Source organism: Lysobacter enzymogenes, assembly GCF_023617245.1.
Classification (GTDB): domain Bacteria; phylum Pseudomonadota; class Gammaproteobacteria; order Xanthomonadales; family Xanthomonadaceae; genus Lysobacter; species Lysobacter yananisis.
This window is the reverse complement of sequence record NZ_CP067396.1, coordinates 4,140,949-4,160,257: the sequence shown is the minus strand read 5'-3', so window position 1 is coordinate 4,160,257 and position 19,309 is coordinate 4,140,949. Positions and strand designations below refer to the sequence as shown.

Genomic DNA, 19,309 nt, shown 5'->3' with positions numbered 1-19,309 from the left:
CCGGGGAAGAATCTGGCTTCGCCGGTAGGGCGCCGGCGGAAAGAGACTCGGCTACCCCAGTTGGCCTCGCCGTCTGCAACCCGCCTTACGACGCCCGCCTCGCCGCCGACCCCGCGCTCTACCGCGCGCTCGGCGAAGCGCTCAAGCGCCTGGTTCCGTCCTGGCGCGCCAGCCTGCTGTGCGGCGATCCGGCGCTGGCCCAGGCCACCGGCCTGCGCGCGAGCAAGAAGTACCAGTTGTTCAACGGCGCGATCGAATGCGCGTTGATCGTTTGCGATCCGATCGCCCGCGTCGGTCACGCCGAGCAGCGCGCCAAGCAGCAAGACGCCGCGCCGCAGCCGCTCAGCGAAGGCGCGCAGATGGTCGCCAACCGCCTGCGCAAGAACCTGCGCAAGCTCAAGTCCTGGCGCCAGCGCGAAGGCGTGAGCTGTTTCCGCGCCTACGACGCCGACCTGCCCGAATATGCCGCGGCCATCGACGTCTACGCCAGCGACGAGGCGACGCCGCGCACGTACCTGCACGTGCAGGAATACGCCGCGCCCGCCGACATCCCCGAGGCCGACCAGCGCCGCCGCCGCAACGAACTGCTCGCGGCCGCGCGCGAGGTGTTCGAGGTGCCGCGCGAGCGCATCGCGGTGAAGACCCGCGCGCGCGGCAAGGGCGGCAGCAAGTACGGCCAGTTCGACCAGCGCGGCGAGTTCGTGCCGGTGCGCGAGGGCGCCGCGCGCTTGCGCGTGAACCTGTTCGATTATCTCGACACCGGCCTGTTCCTCGACCACCGGCCGATCCGCTTGCGCATCGCCGAAGAGGCGCGCGGCAAGCGCTTCCTCAACCTGTTCGCCTACACCGGCGCGGCCAGCGTGCAGGCCGCGGTCGGCGGCGCCGCGCACACCGTCACCGTCGATCTCTCGGCGACCTACCTGCAGTGGTGCGCCGACAACCTGCGCGAAAACGGCCTCGGCGGCGCCCAGCACCAGTTGATCCACGCCGACGCCATCGCCTGGCTGGAGGCCGAGCGCGGCCGCTTCGACCTGATCTTCTGCGACCCGCCGACCTTCTCCAACTCCACGCGCGCCGACGACTTCGACATCCAGCGCGAACACGTGCGCCTGCTGCGCGCGGCGGTGGCGCGGCTGGCCGACAACGGCGTGCTGTACTTCTCCAACAACTTCCGCCGTTTCCGCCTGGATGCCGACGCGGTGGCGCAGTTCGCCCGTTGCGAGGAGATCACCGCCGCCACCATCCCGCCGGATTTCGAGCGCGACGCGCGCATCCACCGCTGCTGGCGCCTGGAGCCGCGTTGATGATCCTCGCCCGTAGCCGTCGTTTTCGCCGCCACGCCCGAGGGCGCGCATGAAGCCGCAACCCAAGCCCGGCGCCTGGACCTTCTTCCGCCAGTGGCTCAAGAACCCGTTGCGGGTGGCCGCGGTAGCGCCGTCCAGCGCCGAACTGGCCGCGGCGATGATCGCCGAACTGCCCGACGACGCGCGCCGGGTGATCGAACTCGGCGGCGGCACCGGCGCGATCACTCGCGCTTTGCTCGACGCCGGCATCCGCGACCAAGACCTGCTGGTGCTGGAGCTCAACGAGGAACTGCACGCCCATCTGCAGGTGCGTTTCCCGCGCGTGCCGGTGCTGCTCGGCGATGCGCGCATGCTGCCGGCGCTGGCGCGCGAACAGGGCTACCTGGGCGGCGGACCCGCCGATGCGGTGGTGTCCGGGCTCGGCCTGCTGACCATGCCGCATCCGCTGCAGCGCGACATCATCGCTGCCGCGTTCCAGTGCCTGCGGCCGGACGGCGTGTTCGTGCAATTCACCTACGGCCCGGCCGCGCCGGTCGCCGATGCGGTCGCGCGGCAACTGTCGCTGCGCGTGCGCCGCGGCGAGTTCGTGCTGCGCAACGTGCCGCCGGCGACGGTGTATGTCTATTCGCGCGAATCGGTGCCGTAACCGGCGCAGGCCCCTGTAGGAGCGGCGCAAGCCGCGACTGCGGGGTTGCCGCTCGCGGCGCGGGTTTCGGCGTGGCTGCGTTTTCGCGGTCGCGGCTGCGCCGCTCCTACAGGGACCTTCCGAGTCGTTTCGTTCTGTTTTTGTTACGGATGATTGCGGTTTTGGCAGTATCGTTCTGAAAATGTGGTGGCATCCTATGCCCAGCGCCAATCCGGCGATCCCCTAGGAGCAAGGCCCATGGCCACCACCGCCACCACTTACGCCCGCGTCGGCCGCAAGCTGCGCGGCCAGGCCACGTCCGACGGCGCCGGCGTGCGCCTGACCCGGGTCATCGGCGGGCCGCAGCTGCCGGATCTGGATCCGTTTCTGCTGCTCGACGAGTTCGGCACCGACCAGCCCGAGGACTATCTCGCCGGTTTCCCCGAACACCCGCACCGCGGCTTCGAGACGGTGACCTACATGCTCGACGGCCGCATGCGCCATCGCGACAACCACGGCAACGAAGGCGTGTTGGTGCCCGGCAGCGTGCAGTGGATGACCGCCGGCCGCGGCCTGGTGCATTCGGAGATGCCCGAGCAGGAACAGGGCCGCATGCGCGGCTTCCAGCTGTGGGTGAACCTGCCGGCGCGCGAAAAGATGACCGAGCCGAAGTACCAGGAGTTCGCGCCCGACCGCATCGTGCAGTTGGCGCCGGCCGACGGCGTGCGGGTCAAGCTGATCGCCGGTGGCCTCGGCGACGCGCGCGGCCCGATCTCGCAGCCGGCGACCGATCCGGTCTACCTGGACGTCGAACTGCAGCCCGGCGCGGCGTGGGAATACGAACTGCCCGAAGGCCACAACGTCTTCGCCTATGTCTACGAAGGCGGCGTGTCGGTCGGCGACGGCGCCGACGCGCGCGCGGTCGACGCGCAGGAAATGGCGGTGCTGGCCGGCGGCTCGACCTTGAAGCTCGCCGACGGCGGCCGCGGCAGCCGCCTGATCGTGGTTGGCGGCCGCCCGCTGCGCGAGCCGGTGGCGCGTTACGGTCCGTTCGTGATGAACACCAAGCAGGAGATCATGCAGGCGTTCGTGGATTTCCAGGAAGGCAAGTTCTGATCGGTTCGCCGCGGCATCGTCGACGAGGCGACGCCGCGGCGAGCGTAGCGCAGAGGAAGGCCACGCTTCGGCGTGGCCTTTTTCGTGGGCGCGCGGCGTTGTCGCGCGGCGGTGCGTGCGCGTCGAGTAAACAGTCGCAAGCGCGTTGATCGTGCGTACGGGCCTGCGAACGATTCGGATCGAAACGGGGTGGTCGTCCGAGTCGGTGCGGGTTCTTCGCGCGAGCGGGTGTTGCGCGGCCGTTACGACGCAGCGCTGGCCGGGCGATCCAGCCGCGTGCGTTGTTCTGGATGCATCGACCCGCCGCATCGTCGCGGCCTTCACCGCGTCGCGGACACGACGCGGTTTCCACCAGGAGCAGCACGCCATGGCCACCCGCATCGACCCGCGCCAATTCGTGATCGTCGCCAGCTACGTCTCTCCCGGCGTCGCCGCCGGCGCCGGCGGTTTCGTCATCGTCGGCGGCAAACTCAATAAAGTCCCGCCGCGCGGCCTGCGCCAACTGCAGGCGGTGTACCAGATGCTCGAGGCAGCGGATGGCGTCGGCGACGCGAAGATCGCGGCGCAGTTGCAGCAGAGCGCGATCGACCTGGCGGGCGTGGCGGTGGGGCAGAAGGCGGCGCAGTAACCCAGGCGCGTCGAATATGCGTCGCCGAACGGCGGGGCTTGGGCGGGTTCCATCGAAACCCTGCCGACTTCACGTCAAACCTCGTTGTCGTCATCCCAGCGATAGCCGGAATCTAAAAGATCTTGCCGTTGCTGTTGCCGTTGCCGTTGCCGTTGCCGTTGATGTTGCTATTCGCTCGGACGCAACTCCACGCGAAGCCCACGTCCCGCAGCCCAGGAGGGCGTGCGCATGGATGCGCACGTGCGCCATGGGGCAGGATGCCCCTTATGGCGCGGCCCCGCGCCGCTGTGAGCCATAGTGGCTCTTGATCCGAAAAAACTAAGGCCTTTTCTTTGGTTACTTTCTTTGTGGCTTAAGACAAAGAAAGTGACCCGGCCGCTTGCGGACGGAAGCTCTTGATGTTCGCTTGTCGTCACGCGGACGCACACGCAAACGCAGACCCCGCCGCGGCACGCCCCCTGTAGGAGCGGCGCAAGCCGCGACCGCGCCATCGCGGCGATTACGAAAGTTTCATCGTAGGTGCGTTGTCGCGGTCGCGGCTCGCGCCGCTCCTACAATCGGATACGCAACCCATCGCCCGTCATTCCGGCGAAAGCCGGAACCCATATTGACCTTGCCGCTGCTTTCGCCGTTATCGATGTGTTGCGCGACGACAAGCCGCCATCAAAAGCTTTCGTCCGCAAGCGGCCGAGCTACTTTCTTTTGTCAGCGCGACAAAAGAAAGTAGCCAAAGAAAAACGCTTGTTTTAAGGCAAAAGCCACTAGGTCCAGCACCGGGCGCGGGGCTGCGCCATAAGGGGCATCCTGCCCCATGGCGCACGCGCGCATCCATGCGCGCGCCCTCCGGGGCTGTGGAGCGTGGGCCACGGGCGAGGTTGCGTCCGAGCCAATAGCAACAGCAACAGCAACAGCAACAAGGACAACAGCAACAGCCGGATCAAAATGGATTGCGGCGTTCGCCGCAATGACGGGCTAGGGCCGGACTATGCTCTTGGCCAGGTGAAGCCACGACCTGCGCTGCATCCCGCCCACGCCGCGATTCGCCGACGCGACCGGCCGCCCAAGAAAAAAGCCGCGCGAACGCGCGGCTTTTTCCGTGCGAAGACGACCCTCAGTCGTCCTTGCCCAACCACCGATACACCGCCCCGCCGATCAAACCGCCCACGATCGGCGCGACCCAGAACATCCACAGCTGGCTCAGCGCCGCCGCGCCGGCGAACAGCGCTACGCCGGTCGAGCGCGCCGGATTCACCGACGTGTTGGTCACCGGAATGCTGATCAGATGGATCAAGGTCAGCCCCAGGCCGATCGCGATCGGGGCGAAGCCGGCCGGCGCGTTCTTGTGGGTGGCGCCGAGGATGATCACCAGGAACATCGCGGTCATCACCACCTCGGTCAGGAACGCCGCCGTGGCCGAGTAGCCGCCCGGCGACATCAGGTCGTAGCCGTTGCTGGCGAAGGTGCCGGCTGCGTTGGGATCGATGACGAAGCTGCCGGTGCCGCTGGCGATGTGGAACAGCACGAAGCCGGCGAGGATCGCGCCGAGCACTTGGGCGACGATGTACGGCAGCAGGTCCTTGGCCGGGAATCGGCCGCCGGCCCACAGGCCGAAGCTCACCGCGGGGTTGAAGTGGCCGCCGGAGATGTGGCCCAGCGCGTAGGCGCCGGTCAGCACGGTCAGGCCGAAGGCCAGCGCCACGCCGAGCAGGCCGATGCCGAGCGGGTTGCCGGCGCCGCCGAAGTTGGCCGCGAGCACGGCGCTGCCGCAGCCGCCGAGCACCAGCCAGAAGGTACCGATGAACTCCGCACCCAGTCGCTTGATCATGATCGTCTTTCCTTGGTGGATAAAAGGCGGCTCTCTCGCGAGAGGCAGCGGCCCCGGGATCGACGATCACGCCTGGTGTGCGCCTGTCTGGCAGGGAGCGGCGTTGATGCAGACCCTGTTCAGCCAGGCCGATTCTCATGCTGCTCGAACCTGGAAAAATGTGCAATCCATCACAAAATTTCAGGCTGAACCGGCAAAACGACGCCACCGTCGCGAGGACGGTGGCATCGAAACATTCGGGTTGTGACGGCCGGGTTTACTTGCGGCTCAGTCGGGCCGACTGAAATCGCAGCCCCTCGGTCTGACCGAGGGCCTCCTTGAGCTGGTCCGCCGACTGCGCCTGCACCCAGATGTGGGCGAGCTTGCCGTTGCCGACTTCGATCAGGGTCTCGCGCGCCTGCACGTCGGGCTTGCCGGCGATCTGGCTGCGATACCAGTGGATCTGCTTGCCGTCGATGGTGGCCTCTTCGACGCGGTCGCCGCGCCGCGGCTGGAACGGCGATTTGTCGGCGATGTACAGGCCGAACGCCTCGCTGCCGTCGTCGCGCAGCGCGCGGCAGAAATCCGAGTCGGCGGTGCCGCGGTATTCCCAGTGCAGGCCGGTCGAGGCCGGCAGCAGCGGGCAATTGCCCTGCGCCGGTTCGGCCGACGGCGCTTCCTGGGCCTTGGCGCTGGCGCACAAGACGAACAACAACCCCAGCCACGGCAGTGCGCGGCCCTTCCCCCATGACTTCACGACACGTCCCCCTGGAACACGGATGTTTGGTCTAAGCGGTGTTGCGAGCCTTCCGCTGTGACCATAGTCGAGTTTGTGGGGATTGACAAACGCTGCCGCGCAGTCATGCGGCAGTTTCGGTAAAAGTTTCGGGCGCGACGGGAAAAGAGCGTGGGCCGGGCGAGCTCAGCGCTCGGGCAAGGGGATGAACTCGTGTTCGCCCGGGATCTGGCCGAAGCGGCCTTCGGCCCAATCCTGCTTGGCCTGTTCGATGCGCTCGCGCGAGCTGGACACGAAGTTCCACCACAGGTGGCGCGGGCCGTCGAGCGGCTCGCCGCCGAGCAGCATGGCCTTGAGCGGGGTCTTGGCGCGCAGGCGCGGGCGGGTGCCCGGATCGAGCACGACCAGATGCTTCTCCGGCAGATCGGCGCCATCGAGTTGCGACTCGCCTTCCAGCACGTACAGGGCGCGCTCGGCGTGACTGTCCTCGATGTCCAGCTCGCTGCCGGGGTCGAGATCGATGGCGACATAGAGCGTGTCGGCGAACACCCGCACCGGCGATTCCTCGCCGAAGCCGCGGCCGGCGACGATGCGCAGCCAGGCGCCGTCGCGGCGTTGCTGCGGCAGGGTTGCGGCCGGATGGTGGTGGAAGGCCGGCGCGGTTTCCTCGAACGAACGCGGCAGCGCGACCCAGGTCTGCAGGCCGTGTACGGCCTGGCCGGCGGCGCGCGGCGCGTCGGGCGTGCGTTCGGAATGGGCGATGCCGCGGCCGGCGGTCATCCAGTTGACGTCGCCGGGATGGATGTCCTGGACGCTGCCGAGGGTGTCGCGGTGGCCGATCGCGCCGGCCCACAGGAACGTCACCGTGGCCAGGCCGATGTGCGGATGCGGACGCACGTCGATGCCCTGGCCGGGCGCGAATTCGGCCGGGCCCATGTGATCGACGAACACGAACGGCCCGACCGAGCGGGCCTGCAGGCTGGGCACGGCGCGACGCACCTGGAAACCGCCGAGGTCGTGGACGCGCGGGGCGACGATCGTGGTCATGGACGGGCTCTCCTGCAGGACTGATGTCTGCAGATTGGCACGTCCTGGCTGCAATCTTGCAACCGGGCGCGCAACTCGGTGTTGCAGGAGATGGCGTGGTGTGGCGGCTTGATCGAAAGGCGTCGGGCCTGAAGGCCCTCCCACAAGAGCGGTCGCATCGGCACTGAAGAGGCCGGACTGCTCTTGTGGGAGGGCCTTCAGGCCCGACGCTTTTCGCCCAAATCGCAGGGTTATTCAGCTTCGAGCTTCACCGTAGCCTGCGGCGGCTCGGCGAAATCCAGCGACTGCAGCTCGAACGTCCACGCGCCGGCGCGCTGGCGCGGTTGCGGCGCGGAGGTGTCGAACGACAGCGCGGTCTTGGCGCCGTCGCCGCCGCTGAGTTCGAACGCCAGCACCGCTTCGCCGGCGCGGATGCACTGCAGGCCGGGACGGCAGCGCGAATCGCTGGTCACTTCGACGAAACGCAGGCGCGAACGGTCGGGCAGGGCGACGCTGTCGCCGGGGCGCAACTGCGCCGCTTCGCCGGCGGCGAGCGCGCGGTCGCCGCCGGCGCCGGCGTGGGCGCAGGCGGACAGCGCGAGCGCGCAGGCGAGCGAGGCGACGAACGGGACGGATTTCATCGGCGGGCTCCTGGCAGCGGCCTGGTCTTGTGGCGATGCGCGCCGGGCGGCGCGCGGCGGGCTGGCGCGGCCGATCCTCGGCGATCCGCGTCGCGCCGTCCAGCCGCGGATGGCGCGCCTGCGCACGCGATCACTTTCGCATGCCGGTGCGGGCGTTCGTGCGCGCCGGTGCGGCGTCGGCACGCAGCATCCGCGCGCGACCCGGGGCCGCGTTCAGCGGTCGCGTTCGATCCGCAGCGTGGCGCGGCCTTGCGCGTCGAGGTCGACGATCATGCGCCGGTCGTATTCGGTTTCCGGCATCGGCTCGACCGCGCAGGCGCACAGCGCGGCGGCGATGTCGGGCGCGGTGTTGCTGTGGCCGACCACGAGCGTGGCGCCGGCGGGACGCTCGCGCCGCAGCTGCGCGGCGAATTGCGCGGCCGGCGACTTCGCGTCGTAAACGATGGGCGTCAGACCGTGCCCGCGCGCGGCGGGTTCGCCGGTCTGCAGGGTGCGGCGGTAGCCGGTGACATAGACCGCGCCGAGCGGCTCCTCGCGCAGGCGCGCGGCCAGGCGCTGCGCGCGCTCGAGGCCGGCGGCGGAGAGCATGGGGTCGCGCGGGTCGTCGCTGGCTTTCTCGGCATGCCGCACCACGATGTAGCGCGCGGCGGGGGACGACGGCGCGGCCGGCGCGCTGGCGCAACCGGCGAGGGCCGTGGCCGCGGCGACGGCGATGGCGACGGCGAAAACGAAGGCTGCGATCCGATCCATGCCGGCTCCTGCGATTGCGTGCGAGCCCGCAGCTTACTTGAGCAGGTCGGCGCCGGCCTAGGCGATGCGCCCGTCCTGCGCCGCTTGCGCGCCGGACACGCCGATGCCGCCGATGGTCTGGCCGTCGAGCAGCAGGCGCACGCCGCCTTCGATCGGCAGCGAATGCGGCAGCGCCAGCACGACGTGGTTGCCGTCTTCGAGCAGCTTCTGGTGGAAACCGCTGTCGCGGCGATAGTCGGCCGCGTGCACGGCCTTGCCGATGGCGACCTCGACGCTGGAGTTGGGGGTGCCGTCCATGCGCTGGAAATGCATGAGCCGGCCGGCTTCGTCGACGACGGCGATGGAGACCGTCAGACCCTGCGCGCGGGCCTCGGCCGCGGCGGCCGCGGCGATGCGCTCGGCGGCGGCGAGGTTGAGGACGGTGCGTTGCGGCAGTTGGGTCTTCAGCGGCGGGGCGGCGTGGCTGGGCATGGCGGCGAGCAGCAGGACGGCGAGCGGGAGCGAAGTGCGGAGCATGCGCGCGGCTCGGGAGGGCGGGCGCGCAGGCTACGGCGCGGTGGGTAGCGGCGACAGTGCTTTTTGTACTGCGGTTTGCGGTGGCGGGTGGGGCGGTGGCGTCGTAGTTGCGGTGTCGCGGTCGCGGCTTGTGCCGCTCCTACAGGGGGCCTGCGGGGAGCTCGCCGCGATGTGTCCTGCGCTGCCTGTAGGAGCGGCGCGAGCCGCGACCGCGCTGTGGCCGGTCGCACCGCAGGCTCGATGTCGCGCTCGCGAAACGAGGCGTCGCGGCCGCGCTCCACGGGCTCGGCGTATCGCGAGCCCCGCAACGCTCAGTGCTTGGTATCGAGCAGGGTCAGCAATCCCTTCGCCGCCGCCAGCCGCGCCGGCGCGTCGGGCAGTTCGAGCTTGATCCGCAGTTTGTCGGGGCCGTCCATCTGGTAGAGCTTGGGCTGGCCCTGGATCATTTTGATGATCGACAACGGGTCGACGTTCGGCCGTTCGACGAACTGCAGGCGTCCGCCCTTGTCGCCCAGGTCGAGCTTGCGGATGCCCAACGCGGTCGCGCCGAGCTTGAGTTCGGCGACCGCGAACAGGTGCTTGGCCGCATCCGGCAGCAGGCCGAAGCGGTCGATCATTTCCACCTGCAACTCGCGCAGTTCCTCGCTGCTGCGCGCGCCGCTGACGCGCTTGTAGAGGGTCAGGCGGGTGTGCACGTCGGGCAGGTAGTCCTCGGGAATCAGCGCCGGGATGTGCAGCTCGACTTCGGCGCCGCGCGCGTCGGTGGAATCCACGTCCGGCAGCTTGCCCTGGCGGATCGAGCGCACCGCGCGTTCCAGCAACTCGGTGTACAGGCTGAAGCCGACCTCGGCCATCTGCCCGCTCTGGTCCTCGCCGAGCAGTTCGCCGGCGCCGCGGATTTCCAGGTCGTGGGTGGCCAGGGTGAAGCCGGCGCCGAGTTCGTCCATCGACGCGATGGCCTCCAGGCGTTTTTGCGCGTCGGCGGTGATCGAGCGCTGGTCGGGGATCACCAGGTAGGCGTAGGCGCGATGGTGCGAGCGGCCGACGCGGCCGCGCAACTGGTGCAGCTGGGCCAGGCCGAACTTGTCGGCGCGGTTCATGATGATGGTGTTGGCGTTGGGGATGTCGATGCCCGACTCGATGATGGTCGTGCACAGCAGCACGTTGAAGCGCTGCTTGTGGAAGTCGAGCATCACGCTCTCCAGCTCGCGCTCGGCCATCTGGCCGTGGGCGATGCCGATGCGCGCTTCCGGCACCAGCTCTTCGAGCTGGCGCTTCATCCGGCCGATGCTCTCGACGTCGTTGTGCAGGAAGTACACCTGGCCGCCGCGCGAGAGCTCGCGCTGGAACGCCTCGCGCAGCTGCATGTCGTCCCAGGGCACGACGAAGGTTTGCACCGCCAGCCGGTGCGCCGGCGGGGTGGCGATGATGCTGAGGTCGCGCAGGCCGGCCATCGCCATGTTCAGTGTGCGCGGGATCGGCGTGGCGGTGAGCGTCAGCAGGTGCACGTTGGCGCGCAGCGCCTTCAGCGCTTCCTTCTGGCGCACGCCGAAGCGCTGCTCTTCGTCGACGATGACCAGGCCCAGGTCCTTGAAGCGCACGTCGTTCTGCAGCAGGCGATGGGTGCCGACGACCACGTCGATCTTGCCTTCGGTCAGCTTCTCCAGCTCGGCCTTGATCTCCTTGCCGGTCTTGAAGCGCGACAGCACTTCGACCTTGAGCGGCCAGTCGGCGAAGCGGTCGCGGAAATTGCGGTAGTGCTGCTCGGCCAGCAGCGTGGTCGGCACCAGCACCGCGACCTGCTTGCCGGCGGCGGCGGCGACGAAGGCCGCGCGCACCGCGACTTCGGTCTTGCCGAAGCCGACGTCGCCGCAGACCACGCGGTCCATCGGCTGGCTGCTGCCGAGGTCGCGGATCACCGCCTCGATCGAGGAATGCTGGTCGGGCGTTTCCTCGAACGGGAACGCCGCCGCGAACGGCTCGTACATGGCCCGGTCGACGTCCAGCGCGAGGCCGGCGCGGGCCTGGCGCTTGGCCTGGATCTCCAGCAGTTCGGCGGCGACGTCGCGGACTTTTTCCGCGGCCTTGCGCTTGGCCTTGGTCCACTGCTCGCCGCCGAGCGAATGCAGCGGCGCGGTTTCCACCGACGCTCCGGAGTAGCGGCTGATCAGGTGCAGTTGCGCGACCGGCACGTACAGCCGGTCGCCCTTGGCGTATTCGATTTCCAGGTATTCGCCGGGCTGGCCGCCGGCTTCGAGCACGATCAGGCCGCGGTAGCGGCCGACGCCGTGGTCCTCGTGCACGATCGGCGCGCCCTCGGACAACTCGCCGAGGTCGCGGATGATCGCCTCGGGCTCGCGCCCGGCGCGCTTGCGCCGGCGCGGCTGCGAGGCGCGTTCGGGGAACAGCTGGCGTTCGGTCAGCACCGCCAGCGGCGGCTCGTCGGTGGCGAAGCCGTCGTCCAGCGGCGCCACCGCGATCGCGAAGCGCGCATCGCCGGCCTCGAACGCGCTCCAGTCGGCGACCACGTCGGGGCGCAGGCCGGCCGATTGCAGCACTTCCAGCAGCGCCTCGCGGCGGCCGGCGCTGTCGGCGGCGACCAGCACGCGGCCGGGATACTTCGACAAGAACGACTTCAGCGCCTCGGCCGGCGCGGCGTCGCGCGCGGCCACCGGCAGGCTCGGCGCCGGCTGGTCGCCGAGCGCGATCGCGCGCGAACGCTGCGCGTGCTGCTCGCCGCACAGTTCGATACGCGCGCCCTGGTTGAGCCGTTCGCGCAGGCCGACCGGGCTCAGATAGAGCTGGTCCGGCGGCAGCAGCGGCCGTTCGATGTCGTGGCGGCGTTGCTCGTAGCGCTGGCCGGTCTGGGCCCAGAACGCGTCGGCGGCCTCCAGCGCGCCGTCGGCGATCACCGGCAGCGCGTCGGCGGCGAGGTAGTCGAACAGGGTCGCGGTCTGTTCGAAGAACAGCGGCAGGTAGTACTCGATGCCCGACGGCGCCAGGCCGGCCTTGAGGTCCTGGTACAGCGCGCTGCGGCGGGTGTCGAGGTCGAAGCGCTCGCGCAGCGCGTCCAATGCGCGCTTGAGCGAGGCCTCGTCCAGCGGCACTTCGCGGCCCGGCAGCAGGTGCACGCGCTGGATCTTGTCGAGCGAGCGCTGCGATTCGGGATCGAACGCGCGGATGGTCTCGATCTCGTCGTCGAGCAGCTCGACCCGGAACGGCGAATCCGCGCCCATCGGGTAGACGTCGAGCAGGCCGCCGCGCACGGCGAAGTCGCCGGGATCGAGCACCTGCGGCACGTGCCGGTAGCCGGCCGATTCGAGCCGGCGCTTTTCGCCGTCGAGGTCCAGGCGCTGGCCGACGCGCACGTCGAAGCTGCCGCCGACCACGTGGCGCAGCGGCGCCAGCCGTTGCAGCAGGGTCTGCACCGGCACCACCACGATGCCGCGCTTGAGCGTGGGCAGCCGGTGCAGCGCGGACAGGCGCTGCGAGACGATGTCCGGATGCGGGCTGAAGACGTCGTAGGGCAGCGTTTCCCAATCCGGGAACGGCAGCACCGGCAGCGCGCCGTCGTGGCCGCCGGCGGCGCCGAGCAGGGTGCGCAGGTCGGCTTCGAGCTGGTGCGCGCCGTGGTTGTCGCGGGCGATCGCCAGCAGCGGGGCGTCGTGTTCGGCGGCGGCGCGGGCGATCGCCCAGGCCAGCGCGGAGGGCGAGGCCGGCGCGCGCCACCAGGCGCGCTGCTGGCCGGTCTTGGGCAGAAGAGCGGGCACGTGCGGAGGAGTTCGCTGGGGGCGGCTAGGTTAGCCGCAGCGGAAGGGGCCGTCACCCCGGCCGCGGCCGGCGCCGGAGTGGGGCGGAGACGGGGTTCGAACTGGGGGCGGACCGCGCCGAAACAAGCGTAGCGCGCGCCGGCGCGGCCCGCCGCTGCGGCCGGTCATGCACGGCCGGTGACTTTTGTGAGCCCGCGCGGTAGTCGCCTGCGCGGCAGCGGATGTACGGTCGCAGTGCGCGCAAGCGCCGGTGCTAGCCTGCGCGAGCGGCCGTTCGCGCGGCCGCGCAAGCGACTCCATGGACAGACGAACCATCCCGAAGGATCTCAAGGAGGCAGGACATGCAAAGGAATCACCGTCATCGCGCGCTGCGGCGCGCCGCCGTCGCCGCGCTCATCCTGGCCGGCTGTGTGTTTTCGTTGAGCAGCCTGGCGCTGCCGGTGCCCCCGCCCAACGGCGGCGGCTGGTTGATCTACACCTACTACGCCAAGAACGAGAGCGGCCAGGACGTGGTGGTCGGCATGCGTTACCAAGGCGGTTGCCCGGGCCCGCAGCCGCACGACTCCGGCGTGACCACCCCGCGTTTCACCTACCAGTACGTGTCCTGCGGCCAGAACTGAGCCGCCCGCACGGGCCGCGGCCCGGTCGCGGCCCGTGCGTTGGTATCCGATCCGCCGAGATGGGTTCCGTCGCGCGCTTCGGGCCGCGGGGCCGCGCCGGGGCGCGCGCTTTGCGCGCACGGTCGCGGAAGCGCGGACGCCGGCACGCTATACCGGCCTGCCCACCCATCGTTTCAAGGAGGAAATCCCGCATGTCGAATCGTTCCCGCATCGCCGTACTGCTCGCCGCCGCGCTGGTGTCCGCCTCGGCCTGGGCCGTCGGCCCCAACCCGCCGAGCCCGGTGTCGGTCACCAGCTACTACAACGACGCCGCGCGCACCCAGTTGGTCGGGGTCAGCCTGTACGGCGATTGCCCCGGCGCCAACGGCCAGTTGATCGGCCAGTACGGCCCGTATTCGGACAACACCACGGTCCTGTGCGACGACGTCGGCAACGTGCCGATGCCGTTCTGAGCGGCCAGCGCGGATAGCGCAATCAAGCGAAACGCGTCCGTCCGCCGTCGCCGCGCGTGGCGGCGGGCGGCGCGGATCGGTGCGGAGCGAGCGGATCGGTGCGGAGTGAATCGAAGCGGGGCGGCGGGATACGCGCGGCGCCGTCATTTCGCGCCCAGCGCGACAGCGCGGCCTTCAAGACGGGCGATCCAGACGGCGACAGCGCAAGCGGCGCGATCCAGGATCGCGCGATTCGAGGCGATGCGATCCGGAACGGCGCGGATCAGCCGCCGGCGGTCCCTTCGGCGGCGGGCTTGCTGCGCAGGTCCAGCGAGACCCGGATCAGGCCCGGCGAATCCTGGTGGAACTCGCGTTCGAAGCCCAGCGACTGGGCCAGCGACAGCATCGGCGTGTTGTGCTCGAACACGTCGCCGTAGAGCCGGTGGACCTTCTTGCCGCGCGCCCACTTCACCAGCCGGGTCATCAGGTAGCGGCCCAGGCCCATGTTGGCGATGTAGCGGCTGACCAGGATCGCGAACTCGGCGTCCTGGGTGCGCTCGTCGATGGCGACCCGCGCGACCGCGCCGACCAGGGCCTCGCCCGGCGGCAGCGGCTCGGCCGCGACCAGGGCGAACTCGGTGCGCGGGTCGACCCGGGTGAAGCGCTCGGCCATCTCGGGGGTCAGCTCCTTGAGCGCGTACAGGAAGCGCTGGCGCACTTCGTCGGGCTGGAGCAGGGCGAATCCGGCGCGCAGAGGCTCGGCATCCTCGGGCCTGACCGGGCGGATCAGGACCTCGCGCCCGTTGGGAAGACGCTGGCGTTCATGCCAGGGCGGTAGACGTTCACGCGTGGCCATGGGCGGATAGTGGCACATTGTGACGAACTTGGCCCTTCATCCGGATCGCGGCCTCAGGCCGGGACCCCAGCGACGCTGAACAGCCTGAATGCGCGTCCGGCAAGGTGAAGGGTGGGCCCTGCCGGGCCGTTACGGCGGTTTGCGGGTGCGGCCGTCGCTGAACGGCTACGAGCGGCTTCCGCATGATGGCGGCGTGAAAGCGGGCTGGCAATGGCTGGCCGACGGGCGTGGCGTCGGTGCCGGGAGGCCGCTGTGGGCGGACGGCCGGCACGGGGGCGGTGGCGGGTGCGTCGGGGGCCTAGGCTTCGCTGGGACTGTCCCGGGGACATGAGAGGAAAGCATCGGGCCTGAAGGCCCTCCCACGGTTGTCGGGTGGGCGCGAAGCCGGCACGTGCCGGGACAGGGCGCCGGCGGCTCTGGATTCGCGTGTTCGCGGGAATGACGGCGCTTGGTTTTCGCCGAACGCTTGAACAATGCCGTTTCCGCGAACACGGGAATCCCTGGCTGCATCGAAGCGCGACCTCCCGTGCCGGCCTGAGCCTACGCCCGCATCGGCACGACGCGGCACGACCCGGCAACCACGCCGACCGGTCTCGACCCCGCGAACGCAGGCTCATCGCCGCGCCCTAGCGAATGCCGCCTGCGCGCATCGCCCGTGCCCGCCGCGCACGCATCAGCGCAGGCCTTACCTGGGCCACTCAACCGCCAGCATCGGCAATGCTAGACTCCGCCGCCTCGGACCCAAGGAGCAGTTCAGTCATGGCAGGTGGTGGTGATTCGACCCGCGCGATCTTGTTCGCGCTCGGCGCCAATTTCGCGATCGCGGTCGCCAAGGGCGTGGCTGCGTTCTTCACCGGCTCCAGCGCGATGCTGGCCGAGACCGTCCACTCGCTCGCCGACTGCGGCAACCAGGGGCTGCTGATCCTCGGCCTCAAGCAGGCCAAGCGCCCGCCGTCGCCGGATTATCCGCTGGGCTACGGCAAGGCGATCTACTTCTGGTCGTTCCTGGTCGCGGTGATGCTGTTCACCGTCGGCGGCATGTTCTCGCTGTACGAAGGCATCCACAAACTGCAGCACCCCGAGCCGCTGAAGCAGTGGTGGTGGGCGGCCGGCGTGCTGGCGTTCGGCATCGTCGCCGAGGCGATCTCGATGCGCGCCTGCCTGCAGGAAGTCGACAAGGCGCGCGGCCAGCGTTCGCTGTGGCAATGGTTCCGCGAGAGCCGCCAGGCCGAACTGGTGGTGATCTTCGGCGAGGACCTGGCCGCGCTGCTGGGCCTGGTGCTGGCGCTGGGCGCGGTGATGATGACCGTGGTCACCGGCAACCCGATCTGGGACGCCATCGGCACCGTCAGCATCGGCGCGTTGCTGATCATCGTGGCGGTGTTCGTCGCCATCGAGGTCAAGGCGATGCTGATCGGCCAGAGTGTCGATCCGCTGCGCCAGCAGCAGATCCGCGAGTTCCTCGACGCGCGCCCGGAGATCGGCCGGGTGATCAGCCTGATCACCCTGCAGTTGGGCAACGAAGTGATGGTCTCGGTGCAGGCGCAGATGCGCGAGGAGCACAGCGTGGCCGGCCTGACCGAGCAGATCAACACGGTCGAGCGGGCGATGAAGCAGGCGTTCCCGGAAGTGCGCTGGAGTTTCTTCGAGCCGGACCACAAGCCGGCGGCGTGAGCCGCGGCGATGCGCGAAACAGCCCGGCCTCGCGCCGGGCTTTTCGTTTGCGCGCCGCGCGGCGGCCGTGCGCGCGCCAGGGGCGGGCGCAATGGATAGGCACGATCGACGGGCACATGCACGGGCTCGACGGACGGCCGGGTCTGTCCGGCGCGATAATCCGGGCTGGAGCCGGAAGGAAGCGATGCGATGAATACGGGCAAGGCGATGTTGCTGTCGGCCGCGATCGTGGCGACGCTGTTGGGTGCGGCCGGCGGCGGCTTCTATCTGTTGCGGAGCAAGCTGAGCCATTCCCGCGAGGCCGCGCAAGCCGGCGCGGATCAGGCCGTGGCCAAGGCGGACGCCGCGGCGCCCCGCTGCGGCTCCGGCGATGAGCATCGCCAGGCCAAGGCGGCGCTGGTGCCGGCCGCGTTGGCACTGGAGCGCAGCCAGCGCCCGGTGCTGCGCATCGCGCTGGAGCCGATGGTCCAGGACGACACGCGCGCCAGCAAGGTCGGCGGCCGCGCGTACTGGGCGGCGGGACGCGAGTATCCGCGCGATCCGCAGGGCCGGCCGATGAGCCTGCTGGCGCAGATCGACCTGGCCGCCGCGCCGAAGATGCCCGGTTATCCCGAGCGCGGCCTGCTGCAGTTCTTCATCAGCGGCGACGACTACTACGGCGCCGCGCTCGACGCCGCCGACCGCGGCGACCGCATGCGCGCGCTGGCGCAGCAGAAAGGCTTCCGCGTGGCGTATTGGGCCGATGCGTCGGCGCCCGCGCTCGCGCCGCCCGCGGGCGCGGCCAGCGACCGGTTGCCGTTCGATCCGGCCAAGCCGAGGCGGATGACGTTCGCCGCCGATTACGAAAGCATCGGCAACAGCGACGTCGAGGCGAACGAGGTGTTGGGCGGCGATCCCGCGGAGCTGGCCGAGCGGTACCTGCGCGAGCATCCGCAGGCCAAGGACAGCCCGGAAGAACTCACCGACCAGGTCGCCGACTACCTCGACCGCGGCGGGCACAAGCTCGGCGGCCACCCGCAGTTCACCCAGAGCGACCCGCGCGAATCCGGCGACCGCCGCGTGCTGCTGTTCCAGCTCGACAGCGACGACGAGATGATGTGGGGCGATTCGGGCATCGCCAATTTCTTCATCGATCCCGACGACCTGGCGCGCGCGGACTTCAGCCGCGTGTCGTATCACTGGGACTGCTACTGAGGCAGGCCTCGCCGGTCACGGGAACTCGCAGGTGACCGGTTCGCAGAAGCCCGAGATCATGCAGCTTTCGTAGCCGGCGCAGCACGCGGCCGGGTCGCCGCCGTTGGCCTTGCAGCGACCCAGGGCGGCTTCGCATTCGAGCACGCGATAGGGATTGCAGCCGCCCGCGGCGGCGGGGAACGCCGTCGCCCCCGCGCCGAAGGCGAACGAGAAGGCGAAAGCGAGCAGGGGGAGATTCTTCCTGAGCATGGCCGAATCCTTGGTCTGGGCCCGTCGTTGGGCGGCCTTGGTCTTACGGCAACGCGCGCCGGCGCGGCAACCGCCGTTCGGCCCGGCGCGTTGCGACGAACGCGACGCGCGCTACCGCAAAGTGGCTTCGGTGCGTCGCGGTCCGGCAATCCAGCGCGGCCGCACGCCCGTGCGCAGGCGCGCAAGTGCAACCGCGGATGGGCGGCGACGCAGCGGGGATGCGGTTTTCGTTGCGTTGCAGCGTGACGTTGCGGGGCGCGCGCCAGCGCGAAGTCCGGGAGCATCGGTTGCGCGAAGTCGCCGTCGCGCCGGCCGGGAGAGTGCGGGCGTAGCTTCGTGCGCAGGTCGGGCGAGTGCTGGGACGGCAACCGCATGGCCGGCGAAGTCCCGCCGAGCGGGTAGGGCGCGCGCTAACGCGACCCGAGTCAGCGCGCGCGGCGAGCCGCGGGCGTATGCCGCGGCTGAATCCCACTCACTCCGGCTGCTTCAACCATTGCACCGCGCCGGCGGCGTCCGCGCTTTCGCCGAGCGTGCGCGCCAGCGTCGGCAGTACCGCCTGCAGTTGCTGGTCGAAATGCCACGGCGCGTTGAGCACCAGCAGCCCGCTGCCGTTCATGCGCAGCGGCGAGTCGTCGGCGCGCACCAGCAGTTCGGCGGTCATGACCGACTTGGCCGGCAGGGTCGCGGCGCGGCGGTAGAACGGCTGCAGCGCGCGCCGGCGCTTGATCGGATACCACAGCGCGTACACGCCCTGCGGCCAGCGGCCCAGGGCGTCGCGCAGCGCGGCCAGGGCGGTGTCGAATTCGGCCAGCTGCGCCTCGAACGGCGGGTCGATCAGGACCAGGCCGCGGTTGTAGCGGGTTTCGCCGATGCGCGGCGGCAGCAGCGCCTTCATCGCCGCGTAGCCGTCGCGCTGGTGCGCGGCCACGCGCTCGTCGCCGGCGAAGGCGTGCTTGAGCTGGGCCGCCTCTTCCGGCTGCAGTTCGCAGGCGGCGATGCGGTCGTCGGCGCGCAGCGCGTGCGCCAGCAGCCACGGCGAGCCCGGATAGGCGGCCGCGCCGTGGGCCTGGCGGCAGGCGCGCACCGCGGCGAGGTAGCGGCCGATCAGCGGCTGCTTGGGCGCCTCGGCCAGCAGCCGGCCGATCCCGCCCTCGGCCTCGCCGGTGCGCTGCGCCGAGTTGCCGTCCAGCGCGTACAGCCCGCGCCCGGCGTGGGTGTCCAGGGCGAACAGCGGCGCCGGCTTGGCGGTCAGCGCATCGCACAGGGCGAGCAGGGCGATGTGCTTGAGCACGTCGGCGTGGTTGCCGGCGTGGAAGGCGTGGCGGTAATTCATGCGGCGACCGGGAAGGAGGGGAACCCGGGACGGCGG

Annotated in this window: 17 protein-coding genes and 3 pseudogenes; 9 read left to right on the top strand and 11 right to left on the bottom strand. The window is 70.2% G+C overall.

Annotated features, from left to right (window positions below):
• Window positions 1-56 precede the first annotated feature (56 nt).
• From rlmKL to JHW41_RS17060, 4 genes and pseudogenes are all read left to right on the top strand, one after another.
• Window positions 57-1,304: pseudogene (gene rlmKL / locus JHW41_RS27230) on the top strand (bifunctional 23S rRNA (guanine(2069)-N(7))-methyltransferase RlmK/23S rRNA (guanine(2445)-N(2))-methyltransferase RlmL); the annotation flags it as partial.
• A gap of 49 nt (window positions 1,305-1,353) precedes the next feature.
• Entirely contained in the window at window positions 1,354-1,950 is a 597-nt protein-coding gene (locus tag JHW41_RS17070) for a class I SAM-dependent methyltransferase (RefSeq protein ID WP_250443753.1), read from the top strand.
• A gap of 237 nt (window positions 1,951-2,187) precedes the next feature.
• Window positions 2,188-3,045: a pirin family protein gene (locus tag JHW41_RS17065; RefSeq protein ID WP_250443750.1), complete on the top strand. Its 858-nt coding sequence runs from the start codon at window positions 2,188-2,190 to the stop codon at window positions 3,043-3,045.
• 151 nt (window positions 3,046-3,196) lie between these two features.
• Entirely contained in the window at window positions 3,197-3,673 is a 477-nt protein-coding gene (locus tag JHW41_RS17060; RefSeq protein ID WP_250443748.1) for a hypothetical protein, read from the top strand.
• Window positions 3,674-4,784: 1,111 nt separating this feature from the next.
• Here the strand turns inward: JHW41_RS17060 and aqpZ are convergent.
• Window positions 4,785-5,498, bottom strand: a complete 714-nt coding sequence (aqpZ, locus tag JHW41_RS17055; protein ID WP_250443745.1) for an aquaporin Z — start codon at window positions 5,496-5,498, stop codon at window positions 4,785-4,787.
• Window positions 5,499-5,604: 106 nt separating this feature from the next.
• On the opposite strand from aqpZ, the gene JHW41_RS17050 reads away from it, so the two are divergent.
• Window positions 5,605-5,745: a hypothetical protein gene (locus JHW41_RS17050; RefSeq protein WP_250443739.1), complete on the top strand. Its 141-nt coding sequence runs from the start codon at window positions 5,605-5,607 to the stop codon at window positions 5,743-5,745.
• A gap of 9 nt (window positions 5,746-5,754) precedes the next feature.
• On the opposite strand, the gene JHW41_RS17045 is transcribed toward JHW41_RS17050, so the two are convergent.
• The 7 genes and pseudogenes from JHW41_RS17045 to mfd all read right to left on the bottom strand — a co-directional run bounded on the left by JHW41_RS17045 (window position 5,755) and on the right by mfd (window position 12,916).
• Window positions 5,755-6,234: a hypothetical protein gene (locus JHW41_RS17045; RefSeq protein WP_250443736.1), complete on the bottom strand. Its 480-nt coding sequence runs from the start codon at window positions 6,232-6,234 to the stop codon at window positions 5,755-5,757.
• A 103-nt stretch (window positions 6,235-6,337) separates the two neighbouring features.
• A pseudogene (locus JHW41_RS17040) lies at window positions 6,338-7,260 on the bottom strand (pirin family protein).
• A 172-nt stretch (window positions 7,261-7,432) separates the two neighbouring features.
• A pseudogene (locus tag JHW41_RS27225) lies at window positions 7,433-7,498 on the bottom strand (DUF6053 domain-containing protein); the annotation flags it as partial.
• On the bottom strand, window positions 7,491-7,880 hold the full coding sequence (locus JHW41_RS17035; RefSeq protein ID WP_250443729.1) for a hypothetical protein: 390 nt from the start codon (window positions 7,878-7,880) through the stop codon (window positions 7,491-7,493). The pseudogene JHW41_RS27225 and the gene JHW41_RS17035, both read right to left, overlap by 8 nt.
• Before the next feature lie 213 nt (window positions 7,881-8,093).
• Complete coding sequence (locus JHW41_RS17030) at window positions 8,094-8,630, bottom strand: SixA phosphatase family protein (protein ID WP_250443726.1); 537 nt, start codon at window positions 8,628-8,630, stop codon at window positions 8,094-8,096.
• A gap of 57 nt (window positions 8,631-8,687) precedes the next feature.
• Window positions 8,688-9,146 carry a GlcG/HbpS family heme-binding protein gene (locus tag JHW41_RS17025; protein WP_250443723.1) on the bottom strand — a complete coding sequence of 153 codons (459 nt, stop codon included), beginning with the start codon at window positions 9,144-9,146 and terminating at the stop codon, window positions 8,688-8,690.
• Window positions 9,147-9,457: 311 nt separating this feature from the next.
• A complete protein-coding gene (mfd, locus tag JHW41_RS17020; RefSeq protein WP_250443719.1) occupies window positions 9,458-12,916 on the bottom strand; it encodes a transcription-repair coupling factor in 3,459 nt (1,152 codons plus the stop codon).
• Window positions 12,917-13,257: 341 nt separating this feature from the next.
• Between mfd and JHW41_RS17015 the strand changes: the two genes are divergently transcribed.
• Together JHW41_RS17015 and JHW41_RS17010 are read left to right on the top strand one after the other, a co-directional pair.
• Window positions 13,258-13,536: a hypothetical protein gene (locus JHW41_RS17015; RefSeq protein WP_250443715.1), complete on the top strand. Its 279-nt coding sequence runs from the start codon at window positions 13,258-13,260 to the stop codon at window positions 13,534-13,536.
• Between the two features lie 191 nt (window positions 13,537-13,727).
• The gene (locus JHW41_RS17010; protein WP_250443712.1) at window positions 13,728-13,988 is read left to right on the top strand and encodes a hypothetical protein; all 261 of its coding nucleotides are present in this window, start codon (window positions 13,728-13,730) and stop codon (window positions 13,986-13,988) included.
• Between the two features lie 262 nt (window positions 13,989-14,250).
• Here JHW41_RS17010 and JHW41_RS17005 read toward each other — a convergent pair whose 3' ends face one another.
• The gene (locus JHW41_RS17005) at window positions 14,251-14,823 is read right to left on the bottom strand and encodes a GNAT family N-acetyltransferase (RefSeq protein ID WP_057950029.1); all 573 of its coding nucleotides are present in this window, start codon (window positions 14,821-14,823) and stop codon (window positions 14,251-14,253) included.
• 759 nt (window positions 14,824-15,582) lie between these two features.
• Here JHW41_RS17005 and JHW41_RS17000 point away from each other — a divergent pair.
• Together JHW41_RS17000 and JHW41_RS16995 are read left to right on the top strand one after the other, a co-directional pair.
• Entirely contained in the window at window positions 15,583-16,497 is a 915-nt protein-coding gene (locus JHW41_RS17000) for a cation diffusion facilitator family transporter (protein ID WP_078996420.1), read from the top strand.
• 189 nt (window positions 16,498-16,686) lie between these two features.
• Entirely contained in the window at window positions 16,687-17,691 is a 1,005-nt protein-coding gene (locus tag JHW41_RS16995; RefSeq protein ID WP_250443709.1) for a YwqG family protein, read from the top strand.
• 15 nt (window positions 17,692-17,706) lie between these two features.
• Here JHW41_RS16995 and JHW41_RS16990 read toward each other — a convergent pair whose 3' ends face one another.
• Both JHW41_RS16990 and JHW41_RS16985 read right to left on the bottom strand, forming a co-directional pair.
• Complete coding sequence (locus JHW41_RS16990; RefSeq protein WP_057946931.1) at window positions 17,707-17,940, bottom strand: hypothetical protein; 234 nt, start codon at window positions 17,938-17,940, stop codon at window positions 17,707-17,709.
• A gap of 472 nt (window positions 17,941-18,412) precedes the next feature.
• On the bottom strand, window positions 18,413-19,273 hold the full coding sequence (locus JHW41_RS16985) for a 23S rRNA (adenine(2030)-N(6))-methyltransferase RlmJ (protein WP_078996422.1): 861 nt from the start codon (window positions 19,271-19,273) through the stop codon (window positions 18,413-18,415).
• Window positions 19,274-19,309 lie beyond the last annotated feature (36 nt).